The 14518-nt window shown below is 71.5% G+C and carries 15 protein-coding genes; 12 read left to right on the top strand and 3 right to left on the bottom strand.

What is annotated here, in order from left to right:
- Positions 1 to 9: 9 nt before the first annotated feature.
- Positions 10 to 501, bottom strand: a complete 492-nt coding sequence (locus tag DFJ67_RS10990) for a MarR family winged helix-turn-helix transcriptional regulator (protein WP_239097041.1) — start codon at positions 499 to 501, stop codon at positions 10 to 12.
- Between the two features lie 58 nt (positions 502 to 559).
- On the opposite strand from DFJ67_RS10990, the gene yczE reads away from it, so the two are divergent.
- The 6 genes from yczE to corA all read left to right on the top strand — a co-directional run bounded on the left by yczE (position 560) and on the right by corA (position 6389).
- A complete protein-coding gene (gene yczE, locus DFJ67_RS10985; RefSeq protein ID WP_116067789.1) occupies positions 560 to 1159 on the top strand; it encodes a membrane protein YczE in 600 nt (199 codons plus the stop codon).
- Positions 1156 to 2004, top strand: a complete 849-nt coding sequence (locus DFJ67_RS10980) for an LLM class flavin-dependent oxidoreductase (protein ID WP_116067788.1) — start codon at positions 1156 to 1158, stop codon at positions 2002 to 2004. Before yczE ends, DFJ67_RS10980 begins: the two co-directional genes overlap by 4 nt.
- Before the next feature lie 72 nt (positions 2005 to 2076).
- Positions 2077 to 2463 carry a CBS domain-containing protein gene (locus DFJ67_RS10975; RefSeq protein ID WP_116067787.1) on the top strand — a complete coding sequence of 129 codons (387 nt, stop codon included), beginning with the start codon at positions 2077 to 2079 and terminating at the stop codon, positions 2461 to 2463.
- Positions 2464 to 2819: 356 nt separating this feature from the next.
- Positions 2820 to 3812, top strand: a complete 993-nt coding sequence (locus DFJ67_RS10970; RefSeq protein WP_116067786.1) for an aminoglycoside phosphotransferase — start codon at positions 2820 to 2822, stop codon at positions 3810 to 3812.
- Positions 3813 to 3835: 23 nt separating this feature from the next.
- A complete protein-coding gene (locus DFJ67_RS10965) occupies positions 3836 to 4930 on the top strand; it encodes an aminotransferase-like domain-containing protein (RefSeq protein WP_116067785.1) in 1095 nt (364 codons plus the stop codon).
- Positions 4931 to 5327: 397 nt separating this feature from the next.
- Positions 5328 to 6389 (top strand): magnesium/cobalt transporter CorA, encoded by a 1062-nt coding sequence (corA, locus tag DFJ67_RS10960; RefSeq protein WP_116067784.1) that lies wholly within the window; start codon positions 5328 to 5330, stop codon positions 6387 to 6389.
- Between the two features lie 54 nt (positions 6390 to 6443).
- Here corA and DFJ67_RS10955 read toward each other — a convergent pair whose 3' ends face one another.
- On the bottom strand, positions 6444 to 7091 hold the full coding sequence (locus DFJ67_RS10955; RefSeq protein ID WP_147315488.1) for a hypothetical protein: 648 nt from the start codon (positions 7089 to 7091) through the stop codon (positions 6444 to 6446).
- 190 nt (positions 7092 to 7281) lie between these two features.
- On the opposite strand from DFJ67_RS10955, the gene DFJ67_RS10950 reads away from it, so the two are divergent.
- Positions 7282 to 7812 (top strand): peptidylprolyl isomerase, encoded by a 531-nt coding sequence (locus DFJ67_RS10950; RefSeq protein WP_116067782.1) that lies wholly within the window; start codon positions 7282 to 7284, stop codon positions 7810 to 7812.
- A gap of 27 nt (positions 7813 to 7839) precedes the next feature.
- Complete coding sequence (locus tag DFJ67_RS10945; RefSeq protein ID WP_116067781.1) at positions 7840 to 8745, top strand: rhomboid family intramembrane serine protease; 906 nt, start codon at positions 7840 to 7842, stop codon at positions 8743 to 8745.
- On the opposite strand, the gene DFJ67_RS10940 is transcribed toward DFJ67_RS10945, so the two are convergent.
- A complete protein-coding gene (locus DFJ67_RS10940; protein WP_116067780.1) occupies positions 8742 to 9158 on the bottom strand; it encodes a PH domain-containing protein in 417 nt (138 codons plus the stop codon). The genes DFJ67_RS10945 and DFJ67_RS10940 overlap by 4 nt on opposite strands.
- Before the next feature lie 1386 nt (positions 9159 to 10544).
- Between DFJ67_RS10940 and DFJ67_RS10935 the strand changes: the two genes are divergently transcribed.
- The 4 genes from DFJ67_RS10935 to DFJ67_RS10920 all read left to right on the top strand — a co-directional run bounded on the left by DFJ67_RS10935 (position 10545) and on the right by DFJ67_RS10920 (position 14512).
- Positions 10545 to 11717 carry a thiolase family protein gene (locus DFJ67_RS10935; protein WP_116067779.1) on the top strand — a complete coding sequence of 391 codons (1173 nt, stop codon included), beginning with the start codon at positions 10545 to 10547 and terminating at the stop codon, positions 11715 to 11717.
- A 93-nt stretch (positions 11718 to 11810) separates the two neighbouring features.
- Complete coding sequence (locus DFJ67_RS10930) at positions 11811 to 12365, top strand: hypothetical protein (RefSeq protein ID WP_116067778.1); 555 nt, start codon at positions 11811 to 11813, stop codon at positions 12363 to 12365.
- A gap of 46 nt (positions 12366 to 12411) precedes the next feature.
- Positions 12412 to 13104, top strand: a complete 693-nt coding sequence (locus DFJ67_RS10925) for a response regulator transcription factor (RefSeq protein WP_116067777.1) — start codon at positions 12412 to 12414, stop codon at positions 13102 to 13104.
- Positions 13097 to 14512, top strand: coding sequence for a sensor histidine kinase (locus DFJ67_RS10920; protein ID WP_239097267.1), 1416 nt, complete (start codon positions 13097 to 13099; stop codon positions 14510 to 14512). Before DFJ67_RS10925 ends, DFJ67_RS10920 begins: the two co-directional genes overlap by 8 nt.
- Positions 14513 to 14518 lie beyond the last annotated feature (6 nt).

Raw genomic sequence — 14518 nt, 5'->3', positions numbered from 1 at the left:
TAGGTGCTGTCATCGCCGGCGGCTAGTGGGCCGGGCCGGGTCGGGCGCGGTGCTCTGCTCCAGATGGGCCAGCACCTTGCCCGAGATGGTGGCCAGCGCGGCCAGGTCAGCCGGGTCGAGCAGGTCGATGAAGTGCTCGCGGACCGACGCGACGTGGAGTTTGGCGGCCTCCTGGATGACCGCCCAGCCCTGGTCGGTGAGCACCACGGTGGCGCCCCGGCCGTCGCTGGCGCAGTCGTCGCGGGCCACCAGCCCGCGCTGCTCCATCCGGCTCACATGATGCGAGAGTCGGCTGACCGACCAGCGGATCGACGCGGCGAGCTCGCCAAGGCGCATCCGGTGCTCGGGGGCCGAGGAGACGGTCGAGAGCACGTCGTAGTCGGCGTCGGAGAGCCCGGAGTCGGCGGCCAGGTCGCGGGTGATCTGAAGGTCGAGGAGCGTGCGCAGCCGCCGGTAGCCGAGCCACGCCCGCATCTCGTCGTCGCTCAACCACCTGGTCACCGCTCCAGCGTAACAGTCTGCTTGACATGTCAAACAGAAGGCGGCTAATCTGCTTGACATGTCAAGCAGGTTGTTGCGGCTGTTCGCCGGTCTCGTGCTCTTCGGGGTCAGCCTGGCGCTGATGGTCCGCGCCGACATCGGCCTCGGCCCGTGGGACGTCTTCCACCAGGGCGTCGCCCAGCGGATCGGCCTGTCGATCGGGCTGGTCGTCAACCTCACCGCGATCGTCGTGCTGCTGCTCTGGATCCCGTTGCGGCAACGCCCGGGCATCGGCACGGTCGCCAACGTCGTGGTCGTCGGCCTGGTCACCGACGGCACCCTCTGGCTGCTCCCCGACCTCGACGCGCTCGCGCCGCGGATCGCGCTGCTGGTCGCCGGCATCCTGGCCAACGCGGTCGCGACCGGCCTCTACGTCGGCGCCGGCCTCGGACCGGGCCCGCGCGACGGGCTGATGACCGGGCTGGCCGCCCGCGGCCACTCGATCCGGCTCGTCCGCACCCTGATCGAGCTCACCGTGCTGGTGATCGGCTGGTTGCTGGGCGGCTCGGTCGGCGTCGGCACGATCGTCTACGCGCTGGCCATCGGACCTCTGGTCGGCGTCTTCCTGCCCTTGCTGACCGTGGCACCCCGCCCGGTCGTGAATGGAGAAGCAGCATGACGAAGATCCTGTTCGGGCTGGACGTGCCGGCCACCACCTCAGCCCCTGAGCCGGCGGTGGACCCGGTCGCCGCCGCGCGCGTCGCCGAGGCCGCCGGCTTCGACTTCGTGTCGGCCTCGGATCATCCCTGCGGCACCGATCCGAGCTTCGAGACCTGGACGATGCTGACCTGGATGCTCGCCAACACCAGCCGGCTGCGGGTGCTGCCCCGGGTGCTCGGCGTGCCCTACCGGCGGCCGGCGATGGTGGCCAAGATGGCCGAGACGCTCGACCGGCTCTCCGGCGGGCGGCTGCTTGGCCTGGGCCTCGGCGGTGGCTATTCCGACGACGAGTTCCGGGCGTTCGGCATCGGCGTCCCCTCGCCGCGCGACAAGGTCGACGGTCTCGGCGAGGCGATGCAGATCATCCGGGGACTGTGGACGGAGCCGTCATTCACCTTCAACGGGCGTCTCCACCACACCGACGCCGCGACCATCACGCCCCGGCCGGAGCGGCCGATCCCGATCTGGGTCGGCACCTTCGGGCCCCGGGCCCTCGCGGTCACCGGCCGGCTCGCCGACGGGTGGATCCCGTCGCTCGGCCACGCCCCGCCGGAGACCATCCCCGCGCTGCGCGACCGGATCGCCCGGGCCGCCGAGGGCGCCGGTCGCTCGATCGAGGAGATCACCTGCGGCTATCACCTCGACGTGCCGTCGGGCGGTGCGGGGGAAGTGATCGAGACACTCCTGGGGTACGTGCGGCTGGGCTTCACGGCCTTCAACTTCCGGGTCACCGGGGCCGACCGGGACCAGCGGGTCGGGTGGCTCACGACCGAGATCCTGCCGGGGGTACGGCAAGCGGCGTGAGCACGCAAGTCTTGTAGTTCTGTCCCGGCAGGACCACTATGTCCGTACCGTGACCTTCAAGGGGGATGTGTCATGCAGGTTCGCGATGCCATGTCCAAACAGGTTCTTGTGGTCGGTCCCGAACACACGCTCCGGCAGGCGGCCAGCATGATGGCCACGCGCCGGGTCGGGTCCGCCATCGTCATCGATCCCGACGCGCAAGGGATCGGCATCATGACCGAGCGCGACGTGCTCTACGCCATTGGCGGCAACCTCGACCCCGACACCGAAACCGTAGGCGCCCACATCACCTGGGACGTGGTCTACGCCGGTCCTGAGTGGACACTGGAAGAAGCGGCGCTGGCCATGTCCCGCGGCGGCTTCCGCCACCTGGTGGTGCTCGATGGCACCGAGGTGGCCGGGGTGGTCTCGGTCCGCGACATCATGCGCGTCTGGGCCGCCGCCCGCGAACGCGTCTAGCCCGGCTCGCGGCCTACGGCCTGCGGCTCGCGGCTTGCGGCTTGGGCCTCGCGGCGCGGCCTGCGGCCAGGGTTCGCGGTGCGGCCTGCTGCCCGCGTTTGCGGCTTGGCCTCGCGGCGCGGCCTGCGGGCTCGCGGTCTGGAGACCGCGCCGCGGCTCCGATTTGCTAGATCTAGGTAAATAATTGCTGCTGGGGGCGCATTTTCTTACCTAGATCTCCAGTGGACCGGGGCGTTGGCGGCGTGTCGGCCGCGGCTCGCCGGCGGCTGGCCGACGGCGGGCCGTGATGATCGTCTGGGCGTGGCACCTGGGCGCCGTTACTGCGAAACGGACCTTGGCGCGGCAGACTGGGGAGCATGACGGGGCGCGCGGTCCACGGCTCGACGACCGAGATGATCAAGGCGGTCGCCGCTGGCCGGCCGGTGCGCAGTGAGCGGGCCGATGATCCGTCCGGTGACCCCGATGCCGGGCACGAGGTGCTGCTGATCGGTGACGAGCGGTTCCGGATCGAGCGGATCGGCCGGCCGCTCGACTGGGTGTCGCGTGCCCTCGGTGACGGCGCCGAGGGGCGGCCGCCGTGGACGGTGCTGCTGTGGCAGAGCGGGTTGCTCGACCGGCTGCCGCGCACGGTCGACCACACGATCGCCGGCATCGCCTGGGACCCCACCACCGAGATCGCTGATCTGCTCGTCCTCGATGGGCGGATCTCCGTACCCTTTGATATTGATCTTGAAACGCACCACCGGGTGCTCGATCACATGGCCGCCCTGCACTCGCGGTTCTGGCATTTCACCGATCCGGTCGGGCTCGCGCCGCCAGGCGCCCGCTACACCGCGCTGGCGCCCTCGACCGGCATCAGGGAGGCCAGCTCCGGCGCCGACGCGCTCGTCGTCGGCTGGGCCGCGCTCGCCGCCGACCAGCCCGAGGCGCACGAGATCGCGCTGGCCCTCGCGGTCGACCCCACACCGTTGCTGGTCGCGTTCGACGGGCTGCCGACCACCATGGTCAACGGTGACTGGCGGTTCGGCAACGCCCGGCCGACCAGCGACGGGCGCACCGAGCTGCTCGGCTGGGGCTGGGCCGGCGCCGCGGGGAGCTGTGTCGACCTGGCCAGCTATCTCGCGCTCAACGCCGGCCGGCTGCCCGAGTCGAAGAACGCCACGATCGAGGCATTCCGGGCCGCGCTCGAACGGCGGAAGATCGACACGGCCGACTGGTGGGACCGGCAGCTCGAGTTGGCGCTGCTCGGCGCTTTCGTGCAGTTCGGCTGGTCGAAGACGACCGACCAGCCGGAGCTGGCCTGGTGGATCGATCGGGTACTACCTACTGCCCGAACGTTGCCAGCCTGATCTGGCATCTACGCTGGATACCCATGACCGCCGCGCAACTCATCTCCTTCGCCCGTGGGGCTCCCTCGCTGGACATCGTCGACGTCGAGGGCCTGAAGGCCGCCGCCGTCCGCGCCTTCGACGCCGACCCGGGTGGTGTCACCGCCTACGGCACGTCGGTGGGCTACCTGCCGCTGCGCAAGTGGATCGCCGACAAGCACGGGGTGGCGCCGGAGCAGGTGCTGGTCACCAACGGCTCGCTGCAGGCCGACGCGTTCCTCTTCGACCACCTGGTGGGCGCCGGCGACGCGGTCGTCGTGGAGCGGCCGACCTACGACCGCACCCTGCTCAACCTGCGTGACAAGGGCGGCGAGGTGCACGCCGTGACCACCCAGACCGACGGCATCGACACCGACGAGCTGCGCAAGCTGCTGGAGTCGGGCGTCCGGCCGAGGATCGCCCACATCATCCCGAACTACCAGAACCCGGCCGGCGTCACGCTCTCCCTGGAGAAGCGCCGCGCGCTGCTCGACCTGGCCGCCGAATACGGCTTCACGATCTTCGAAGACGACCCCTACGCCGACATCCGGTTCCGCGGCGAGGCGCTGCCGTCGATGCTCTCGATGGACGAGCGGGGCGTGGTCGTTCACGCGTCGAGCTTCACCAAGACGGTCTGCCCGGGCGTGCGGGTCGGCTACCTGGTTGGGCCGGCGCCGCTGATCGCGGAGATCGCCAAGAAGGCCACGAACCTCTACATCTCGCCGGGAATGGTGTCCCAGGCGATCGTCTACCAGTTCTGCGTGTCCGGTGACATCGACCGCTCGATCGCGACCGTCCGCGAGGCGCTTTCCGAGCGGGTGCGGGTGCTGGCCGAGTCACTGCGCCAGCACATCCCGGGCGTCTCGTTCACCGAGCCCGACGGCGGCTATTTCCTCTGGGTCGAGCTGCCCGACGACGTCGACGTCGACCAGCTCCTGCCGGCGGCGGCGCAGCGCGGTGTCGCGGTGGTCAAGGGCAGCGACTTCCTGCTCGACGGCGGCAAGCACGCGCTGCGGCTGGCCTATTCGGCGGTGACGGTCGATCAGATCGATGAAGGGGTACGCCGGCTGGCGGCGGCCATCGAGGATATCCGCGGCTGATTAGGGTCCGCCAAGGGCACTCTGTCGGATTCCCGACAGAGTGCCCCATCCGTGTGATGAGGGGGCTGACCGGGCGCCGGATGACGGTGAACAATGCGATCCACCGGTCGGTGCCGGCGCCCAAACCGACCCCCTCAGCACTACCCCGCCCCCGATGGCGCCGGGTGGGCCGTTCGCACCCCACCCCCCGACGCGGCCGGTCCACCCGGCGCCCCCCGGGCGGGGTTGCGATCATGACGACATCCTGACGGCTCCCGGCCATCTTCCAGGCGTAACCTGCACTCGGCCCCGATCCGGGTTGTGGTTTGCGGAGGGAGGTGTGTCGATGTCAAATGACGCCGACAAGACCAGTCAAGTTCGTTCGCGAACAAGGTCCTGGAGCGATCCGGTGCGGGCGATGACCCGCATCCTCGCCCCCGCCGAGCCCAAACCGGCGCCCCCGCCCGGTTTCACCGGCCGCGACAAGATCGTCGACTGCGCCCTCTACGTCGACGGCGTGCGCCAGCCGGGCGAATGGACCCCCGAAGACGCGCTGCACGCCGCCCGCGAGGAGACCAACGCCTTCGTCTGGATCGGCCTGCACGAGCCGAGCCTGACCACGATGGCCGGCATCGCCGAGACGTTCGAGCTGCACGAACTCGCCGTCGAAGACGCGGTCAGCGTCGAGCAGCGCCCCAAGCTGGAGCAGTTCGGCGAGATCAACTCGTTGGTGCTGCGCACCGCGCGCTACGTGCGGCACAGCGGCGAGCTGACCGAGACCACCGAGGTCGTCGAGACCGGTCAGGTGATGCTGTTCATCGGGCCGGAGTTCGTGATCTCCGTGCGACACGGCGACGCTTGCAAGCTCTCGCCGGTGCGGGCCGGGCTCGAGCAGCGCAAGGAGCTGCTGTCGCAGGGTCCGTGGTCGGTCGCCTACGCGATCGCCGACCACGTGGTCGACCTCTACCTCGACGTCAGCGACCAGGTGGAGACCGACCTCGACGACCTGGAGAACCAGGTCTTCGCCCGCCAGGTGCACGGCCGGATCCAGCGGATCTACCAGATGAAGCGCGAGCTGGTCGAGTTCAAGCGGGCGGTGGTCCCGCTGCTGCGGCCGATCATGCAGCTCACCGAGTCGACCAACCGGCACGTGCCCAAGGAGATCCGGCGCTTCTTCCGCGACGTGCAGGACCACCTGATCCGGGTCGCCGAGCAGGTCAACGGCTACGACGACCTGCTCAACTCGATCCTTCAGGCCCGGCTGGCCCAGGTCTCTGTCGAGCAGAACAACGACATGCGCAAGATCGCGTCCTGGGCCGCGATCTTCGCGGTGGAGACGTTCATCGCCGGCATCTACGGCATGAACTTCCACAACATGCCCGAACTCCAGTGGCGCTACGGCTACCCGGCCGCGCTCGCCGCGATGCTGGCCGCCGCGATCGTGCTCTACCGGTGGTTCCGCCGCTCAGGCTGGCTCTAAACAGCAAGAAGGGGCTCCCCGCGACGGGGAGCCCCTTTCCTTTGTTCGTGCTGCTCAGGCGTGGCCGTTGGGCGAGCCCATGTGGTCGCTGCTGGCCGTCGGGTCGGTCGTGGTCGGCCGGGTCGTCTGGGTCGACGACGAGGTCAGCCGCTCCTTGGCCGAGTTGGCGGCGTTCTTGGCGGTCGATGCCGCGGTGCGCACCGAGGTGCGGGCCGCGTCGGTGGCATCGCCGATCCGGCCGTGGCTGTGGCCACGGCCACCGCCCGACCCGCCGGAACGGGCCGAGTCCAACGAACGGCTCGGGTCGTATTCGTCCCACTGCTGCTGGCGACGCCGGCGCATGACCGCGGCGGCGCCGAACGCCGCACCCGCGACCAGGACCGCGGCGATGATCGGCCAGCGGCGGCCCGACGATGACGACGATGACGAAGACGAGCGTTCGAGTGCTTTCAGGGCGCGCTTGTCCAGCAGTCGCTGTGCCCGGCTGCTGTTGTCACTCTTCGACCTGCGTGCGGCCTTCCGCGCGTTCTCGCTCGCGGCTGCCGCCAGCGGCCGGACCGAAGACCGGGTCGATTCCCAGCCGCTGCCCGCGACGTCGCGGACCCGGGTGGCCGGCGGAGCGACGAAGTCGCGCGCGGCGTCGACGCGTGGCCGGACCGCGGTGGTCACCCCGCCCGCCGCGTGGCCCGCTGCTGCCTTCAAGTGCTCGAGGCTGTCGCCGAGCTCGGATCGGACCAACTCGGCATGAGTTCTCCGCCGGATACCAAACACCAGACCCCCACCTTCCTGGGCGTAGTTCCTCCTGCATCCTCCACCTTTGGACGTGTCCGCATTGCCGGAACGGGCACATGGGAGGATCGAACTGAAACTCACCGACGATGGAGGAGTACCCGTGGCTGAGACCCTTTACGCCACCCTGCATACGAACCGCGGCCCGATCCGGCTGGAGCTCTTCCCGAACCACGCGCCGAAGACGGTGCGCAACTTCGTGGAACTCTCCGAGGGCACCCGCGACTACGTGGACCCGCGCACCGGGCAGAAGGGCAACGGTCCCTACTACGACGGAACCATCTCGCACCGGGTGATTTCCGGCTTCATGGTCCAGATGGGCGACCCGACCGGCACCGGTCGCGGTGGCCCGGGTTACGAGTTCGGCGACGAGTTCCACCCGGAGCTTCGGTTCGACCGTCCCTACCTGCTGGCCATGGCCAACGCCGGCCCCGGCACCAACGGCTCGCAGTTCTTCATCACGGTCGGCCCGACGCCGCACCTCAACAACCGCCACACCATCTTCGGCCAGGTCGCCGACGAGGAGTCGGCCAAGGTCGTCGACGCGATCGCGAACACGCCGACCAACCACAGCGACAAGCCGCTGGAAGACGTCGTGATCGAGCGCGTGGAGATCGAGCGGGTCAACAGCTGATCGACGGAGCCAGGTACCTTTCTTGGCATGAGTGAATCGCCCCCGACGGCGGCGCCGGTCTGCTATCGCCACCCGTCGCGGGAGACGTGGGTGCGCTGCACACGTTGCGAGCGCCCGATATGCCCGGACTGCATGCGAGAAGCCTCGGTCGGGCACCAGTGCCCGGAGTGCGTCTCGGAAGGGCGCCGTACCCAGCGGCCGGCGCGCACCGCCTTTGGCGGCAGCGCGGCCGGCCGCCACGGCTATGTGACCAAGGCCCTCATCGGGATCAACGTGTTGGCCGCGCTGATCGGCCTCGCGCTCTACGGCGTCGACACCCTGATCCCCCGGGGTGGGTTGTTCACCAACACGACCCAGCTACAAGCGGCCGGCGGGGTGATCGGCCCGTCGTTCCAGTTCCCCACGGACCAAGGCTGGATCAACTACACCGGCGTCTACGACGGCAGCTACTACCGCCTGATCACGGCGATGTTCCTGCACTACGGCATCATCCACCTGCTGTTCAACATGTGGGCGCTGTGGGCGGTCGGCCGCTCGTTGGAGGCCGCTCTCGGGCCGGTCCGCTACCTGAGCCTCTATCTCCTCGCCGGAATCGGTGGAAGCGTCGCCGCGCTGCTGGCCGACCCCAACTCGCTCACCGCCGGCGCCTCGGGCGCCCTGTGGGGTTTGTTCGTGGCGTTCTTCGTCATCCTGCGGCGCCTCGGACGCAGCACGTCGTCGATCGTCGGCCTATTGGTGATCAACCTGGTCATCACGTTCACCCTGCCCGGCATCTCCTGGGCCGGGCACCTCGGCGGCGGCGTCGCCGGCGCGGTCGTCGCGGTCGTCCTGGCCTACGCCCCACGCGCCAACCGCACGCTGATCCAGGTGGTCGGTTGCGTCGTCATCCTCGCGGCGCTGGTCGGTCTGACGCTGAGCGCGGGCTCGCTCTAGACCCGCACGGCCTCGAGCGCCGCCGCGACCTCGTCCGGCGGCGCGCCGAGGTCGTGCTTGCTGAACAGATGCACCGCGTCACCGGTGTCGATCTCCAGCGTCTCGGAGCGGACGCCGGCGTGCGGGCGGCGCTCCACCGCGATCTTCTCGACCGCCGCCCAGGGGATGTGCCGCCGCCGGGCGAACCCGGTGACGACCGTGAGCCCGGTCTCGTCGGCCGCGAGCCGCTCCCGGGCCAGCAGGTCACGGGCACCCCAGAGGGCCAGCCCGGCCGCCGCCACCACGGCCACGGCCAGCGTGACCGCGTCGGTGGCGAACAACACGCCGACCAGAACGAGCAGCACGGCGCCGGTGAGCTTGAGGACCGGAACGAAGCCCGGCACCCGCCAGTGAGAGGTCACGGGGACAAGCATCCCAGCCCCACCTGGCTCAGATCCGCCGTGGCCGCGGCTCCGCCACCGAACACGTCAGTCCGCACTCGGATCCACCCCAGCCAACGGCCGTTGCCGTGCAGGCCGAGACAGCGCGGGTGGACTTCGCGGAACTGCGTGATGCCAGGCCTGTCGCTTGCGGCCAACGATCGCGGGGGAGGATTCGGCCTCCCGCGACCGCGGGCAGAGTTCGGCGATCGGCGGTGCTGCGGCGAGAGTTCGGCGACCAGCGGGCCCCGCGGGGAGGCCCGGCCGCCCGGCGGCCCGAGGGAGAGGCTGGCCGCCCCCGGCCTGCAGGGAGGGGCCGTCCGCCTGGCGGCCTGCGGGGAGGGGCCGGTTGCCCGGCGGCCTGCGGGGAGGGGCCGTCCGCCTGGCGGCCTGCGGGGAGGGGCCGGTTGCCCGGCGGCCTGCGGGGAGGGGCCGTCCGCCTGGCGGCCTGCGGGGAGGGGCCGGTTGCCCGGCGGCCTGCGGGGAGGGGCCGTCCGCCTGGCGGCCTGCGGGGAGGGGCCGGTTGCCCGGCGGCCTGCGGGGAGGGGCCGGTTGCCCGGCGGCCTGCGGGGAGGGGCCGGTTGCCCGGCGGCCTGCGGGGAGGGGCCGGTTGCCCGGCGGCCTGCGGGGAGGGGCCGGTTGCCCGGCGGCCTGCGGGGGGAGGCTGGCCGCCCCCGGCCCGCGGGGAGGCTGGCCGCCCCCGGCCCGCGGGGAGGCTGGCCGCCCCCGGCCCGCGGGGAGGCTGGCCGCCCCCGGCCCGCAGGGAGGGGCCGTCCGCCTGGCGGCCCGCGGGGAGAGGCTGGCCGCCCTCGGCCCGCGGGGAGGGGCTGGCCGCCCCCGGCCTGCAGGGAGGGGCCGTCCGCCTGGCGGCCCGCGGGGAGAGGCTGGCCGCCCTCGGCCCGAGGGGAGGGGGTGGCCGCCCCCGGCCTGCAGGGAGGGGCCGTCCGCCTGGCGGCCCGCGGGGAGAGGCTGCCCGCCTGGCGGCCCGCAGGGAGAGGCTGGCCGCCCCCGGCCCGCAGGGCGAGGCCGGCCGCCTGCGGCCGGGCTGCCCGCCCAGCCTCCCGACGCGCCGCCGGGGATCGCGCGACACGCCGCGCGGGTCGTTCGCCGGCAGATCTAGGTAAATAGATGTAGCTATGGCTACATCTATTTACCTAGATCTCGGAGGATCGCCCCAAACGCGCAGCGTGATCTTGCACAGATCGGGCTTATCGGTGAAGATCGGGCTGCCCGATTGATCATCGTCCGGAATCGTGCCTGGTGGCGTTTGGGGTCAGCGTGGACCGGCGGGGCGATCCCGGCTCTGCGAACGATCAAGGGCGGGGCGCGGCCGGCCACGACGTAGGATTCGACCAGGGCTCACGTTACCGGGGAGTAATCATGCGGGACGCGGTCATCGTCGGTGCGGTCAGGACTCCGGTTGGGCGTCGAAATGGCGGCCTTTCCGGCGTACACCCTGTTGATCTTTCTGGTCATGCTCTGCGTGCCCTTGCCGAAGGGCTCGCGCTTGATCCGGCCGAGGTCGACGACGTGGTCTGGGGTTGCGTCTCGCAGGTCGGTGACCAGTCCTGGAACATCGCGCGGGCGGCGGTGCTCGCCGCCGGCTGGCCCGAGTCGGTGCCCGGCAGCACGCTCGACCGGCAGTGCGGCTCCAGCCAGCAGGCCGTGCACTTCGCGGCCGCGGCCGTCATCGCCGGCCAGGCCGACCTGATGGTCGCCGGTGGCGTCGAGTCGATGAGCCGGGTGCCGATGGGCTCGAGCATCGGCGACGGCAACGCGTTCGGTGACCAGGTGCGGGCCCGCTACCGCGACCACGAGGGTTTCGCGGCCGACGACCCGGTGCCGTTCAGCCAGGGCGTCGGCGCCGAGATGATGGCGCAGCGGTGGGGCTTCGATCGGCGGCGGCTCGACGAGTACGCGCTGGCCAGCCACCAGAAAGCGGCCGCCGCGCAGGACACCGGCCTGTTCGACGCCGAGATCGCGCCGGTGGCGACGGCCGACGGCGGCAAGGTCACCCGGGATGAGGGCATCCGCCGCGACACCACGCTGGAGAAGCTGGGTGAGCTCAAGACGCCGTTCCGGGCCGACGGGGTGGTGACCGCCGGTTCCGCGTCGCAGATCTCCGATGGCGCCGCGGCCCTTGCGGTGACCACCAGTGAGTGGGCGGCCAGCCACGGCCTGCGCCCGCTGGCCCGCATCCACACCGCGGTCGTCGCGGCCGACGATCCGGTCATCATGCTGACCGCGCCGATCCCGGCCACCGCGAAAGCCTTGCGGCGCGCGGGCCTGGGCATCGAGGAGATCGGCGTGTACGAGGTCAACGAGGCGTTCGCGCCCGTGCCGCTGGCCTGGCTGGCGGAGACCGAGGCCGACCCGTCCCGGCTCAACCCGCGTGGCGGCGCGATCGCGCTCGGTCACCCGCTCGGCGGCTCCGGTGCGCGGATCATGACGACGATGCTGCATCACATGCGTGACAACGGGATCCGCTACGGGTTGCAGACGATGTGCGAGGGCGGCGGCATGGCCAACGCGACCATCATTGAGGCGCTTTAGTACCCCTTGAGGGTAAAGATCCTAATGGAGGTTTAAGGAAGTAGCCACCGGGCAGGCCGCGACTCTCCAGCGAGGCGCGTCGTTGTGTGTGACATGGACGTCTTCTCCCGTACGTTCCTGCCCGCCGCTGCGGAAGCCGGTGTGGCCATCCCCACCGTCAGCAGGCACATGCCGGTGTTCCGGCGCTGTGTCGCAGCCGACGACACCGCCGCGCTGGTGGCCCGGTGCACCCGCGCCGACCGCCCCGCGCAGGGCGAATACCTGCTGCTCTTGACCTATCGCCGCCTGGTTGTGACCCACGAGTCGCGGATGCTGCACCGCCTCCGGCTGCATCTGAACACCGAGTTGGGCCACCTGGGCAACGTGACGTGGAACCCCGATCCGCGGCTGTCCGCGGTTGAGTTGGCGGCGACCGCCGTCGATGGGGTGCGGGAGCGATTCTGGATCCGGGTCGGCCACGCGAAGCAGGTGTGGCACCTGGACGCGCTGCTCAGCCACGTCTTCCGCCCGCGCACCGTCCGCGTGGGAGCCGGGACGGCGGCCGGGGCTCTGTCCCCGGCCGCCGCCACCCGCGACGCGCTGCGGCGCGAGACGGGTGCCTGGGAGTCGCTGGGACGGTCGCGCCGCGACCTCGCGGTGGCTTTCTAACAAAGCCCTTACATAACGGCGTACGCCGGTCGGCCATGATGGGGCCGTGAGTGACCGGCCATCAGGGCTCGTGCTCGTCGTCGAAGACGAGCGGGCGATCGCGGATCTGGTCCGGCTCTATTTGAGCCGCGACGGGTTCGGCGTGCACGTCGAACACGACGGCGACGCCGGCCTGGCCGCTGCCCGCCGGGTCCGGCCGGTCGCCTGCGTGCTCGACATCGCGCTGCCCGGCATGTCGGGCACCGAGATCTGCCGCCGGCTCCGCGAGGCCGGCGACTGGACCCCGGTCATCTTCCTGACCGCACGCGACGACGAGGTCGACCGGATCGTCGGCCTGGAACTCGGCGCCGACGACTACATCACCAAGCCGTTCTCGCCGCGCGAGCTGGTCGCCCGGCTGCGCGCGGTGCTCCGCCGGGCCGACGGCGGCGTCGCCGCGGCCGCCGACCGCCCGCGCACGGTCGGCCCGCTGACCCTGGACCCGGCCCGCCGCGGCGTAACCGTCGCCGGCACCCCGGTGCTGCTCACCTCGACCGAGTTCGACCTGCTGGCACACCTGGTCGGTCGGCCCGGAAGGGTGTTCACCCGCGAGGAACTGCTCGCGGCGGTATGGGGCTACGCGTCGCATTCGGGCACCCGCACGGTCGACGTGCACATCGCCCAGGTGCGCGGGAAACTCGGCGCGGCCGGCGCGCTGATCCGCACACACCGCGGCGTCGGGTATGCGATCGATGGCTGATCTGACCGTTCCGTTGCAGGTGATCCGCGAGCGCACCGGCCGCCGGGTGGCCCGCACGCTGACGTCCCGCGCCGTCCTCGTCGGCTGCGTGGTGGCCCTGGTCTCGGTGCTGGTGACCGCGCTGGTGGCCATCCCGCTCGCGGCCCGCGCGGTCGAGGAGCGCACCCGCGAGTCGTTGGCCACCGAGGCCACGGTGGTGGCGGCCGCATTGCGCGCGACACCGCGCCCGGCCGGCGACCAGAAACTCCTGGACGCGTTGCGCAAACGCGACATCTCCCTGTTCGTGCTCCGCCGCGGCGTGCCCGACCAGCCCGGCCTGCCGCCACAGGTGCTGCGCCAGGCCGCGGCGGGCGAGGCGTTCTCGGGCCGCGGTGTCGTCGCCGGCGTACCGTCCCTTGTGGAGGCCCGAGCCCTCAACAACAACGGCAACGCGGTGGTGCTGACCCACCCGCGGGCCACCGGCGTGTGGCGCGACGTGGGACAGAACCTGTGGCTGGCACTGCTGGCCGGGCTGGCCGCGGGCGTGCTGGCCGGTGCCCTTCTCGGCCGCCGGCTGGCCCGCCCGATCCGCAACGCCGCCACGGCCGCGGTGCGACTGCGCGGCGGCGACCGCCAGGTGCGCCTGCCGATCGAGCAGCCACAGGAGGCGGCCGACCTGGCACACGCCCTCAACGGCCTGGCCCAGGCGCTGTCGACCAGCGAGGGCCGGCAGCGCGACTTCCTGCTGTCGGTGTCACACGAGCTGCGAACCCCTTTGACGACCATCCGGGGGTACGCGGAAGCGCTGGCCGACGGCGTGATCGACGGCAGCGGCGCGGCGATTGCGGGCCGCACAGTGCTTGACGAGGCGTCGCGCCTGGACCGGCTGGTGACCGATTTGCTCGCGCTGGCCCGCCTGGACGCGGTGGACTTTCCCTTGACCCCGTTGCCGGTGGACTTGGCGGCGATCGTGACCGAGACGGCGCAGACGTGGCGCCCGCGCTGTGCTGCTGCGGGTGTCTCGCTGGGCGTGGAGTTGCCGGGTCATCCGGTGGCGGCGTTCACCGATCCGGGCCGCACCCGGCAGATCCTCGACGGCCTGCTGGAGAACGCGTTGCGGATCGTGCCGTCGGGCGCACCGATCGTGCTGTCCGCCCGCCCGGATCCGGCCGGCGGTGCGGTCCTGGAGGTCCGCGACGGTGGGCCTGGCTTCACCGACGACGACCTGCGGGTGGTCTTCGAACGCGGCGCCCTGCGGCAGCGTTACGAGGGCATCCGCAAGGGTGGCAGCGGGCTCGGGCTGTCGCTGGTGCACGGCCTGGTCCGCCGGCTGGGCGGGCGAATCGAGGCCGGCCACGCACCGGAAGGCGGCGCCCGCTTCACGATCTGGCTGCCGCAGCAGCCTTACCAACCTCTTACACCGGCCTGACCCGGC

This window comes from Asanoa ferruginea, assembly GCF_003387075.1.
In the GTDB taxonomy this organism is placed as follows: domain Bacteria; phylum Actinomycetota; class Actinomycetes; order Mycobacteriales; family Micromonosporaceae; genus Asanoa; species Asanoa ferruginea.
Note: the sequence above shows the minus strand (reverse complement) of the source record. Positions and strands in the feature narration are given on the sequence as shown.

What these genes read in the sequence shown, in the direction of transcription:
- yczE (WP_116067789.1), top strand. Translation starts at nt 560, where the DNA reads ATGTCAAGCAGGTTGTTGCGGCTGTTCGCCGGTCTCGTGCTCTTCGGG.
- DFJ67_RS10980 (WP_116067788.1), top strand. Translation starts at nt 1,156, where the DNA reads ATGACGAAGATCCTGTTCGGGCTGGACGTGCCGGCCACCACCTCAGCC.
- DFJ67_RS10975 (WP_116067787.1), top strand. Translation starts at nt 2,077, where the DNA reads ATGCAGGTTCGCGATGCCATGTCCAAACAGGTTCTTGTGGTCGGTCCC.
- DFJ67_RS10970 (WP_116067786.1), top strand. Translation starts at nt 2,820, where the DNA reads ATGACGGGGCGCGCGGTCCACGGCTCGACGACCGAGATGATCAAGGCG.
- DFJ67_RS10965 (WP_116067785.1), top strand. Translation starts at nt 3,836, where the DNA reads ATGACCGCCGCGCAACTCATCTCCTTCGCCCGTGGGGCTCCCTCGCTG.
- corA (WP_116067784.1), top strand. Translation starts at nt 5,328, where the DNA reads ATGACCCGCATCCTCGCCCCCGCCGAGCCCAAACCGGCGCCCCCGCCC.
- DFJ67_RS10945 (WP_116067781.1), top strand. Translation starts at nt 7,840, where the DNA reads ATGAGTGAATCGCCCCCGACGGCGGCGCCGGTCTGCTATCGCCACCCG.
- DFJ67_RS10940 (WP_116067780.1), bottom strand. Translation starts at nt 9,158, where the DNA reads ATGCTTGTCCCCGTGACCTCTCACTGGCGGGTGCCGGGCTTCGTTCCG.
- DFJ67_RS10935 (WP_116067779.1), top strand. Translation starts at nt 10,545, where the DNA reads ATGCGGGACGCGGTCATCGTCGGTGCGGTCAGGACTCCGGTTGGGCGT.
- DFJ67_RS10930 (WP_116067778.1), top strand. Translation starts at nt 11,811, where the DNA reads ATGGACGTCTTCTCCCGTACGTTCCTGCCCGCCGCTGCGGAAGCCGGT.
- DFJ67_RS10920 (WP_239097267.1), top strand. Translation starts at nt 13,097, where the DNA reads ATGGCTGATCTGACCGTTCCGTTGCAGGTGATCCGCGAGCGCACCGGC.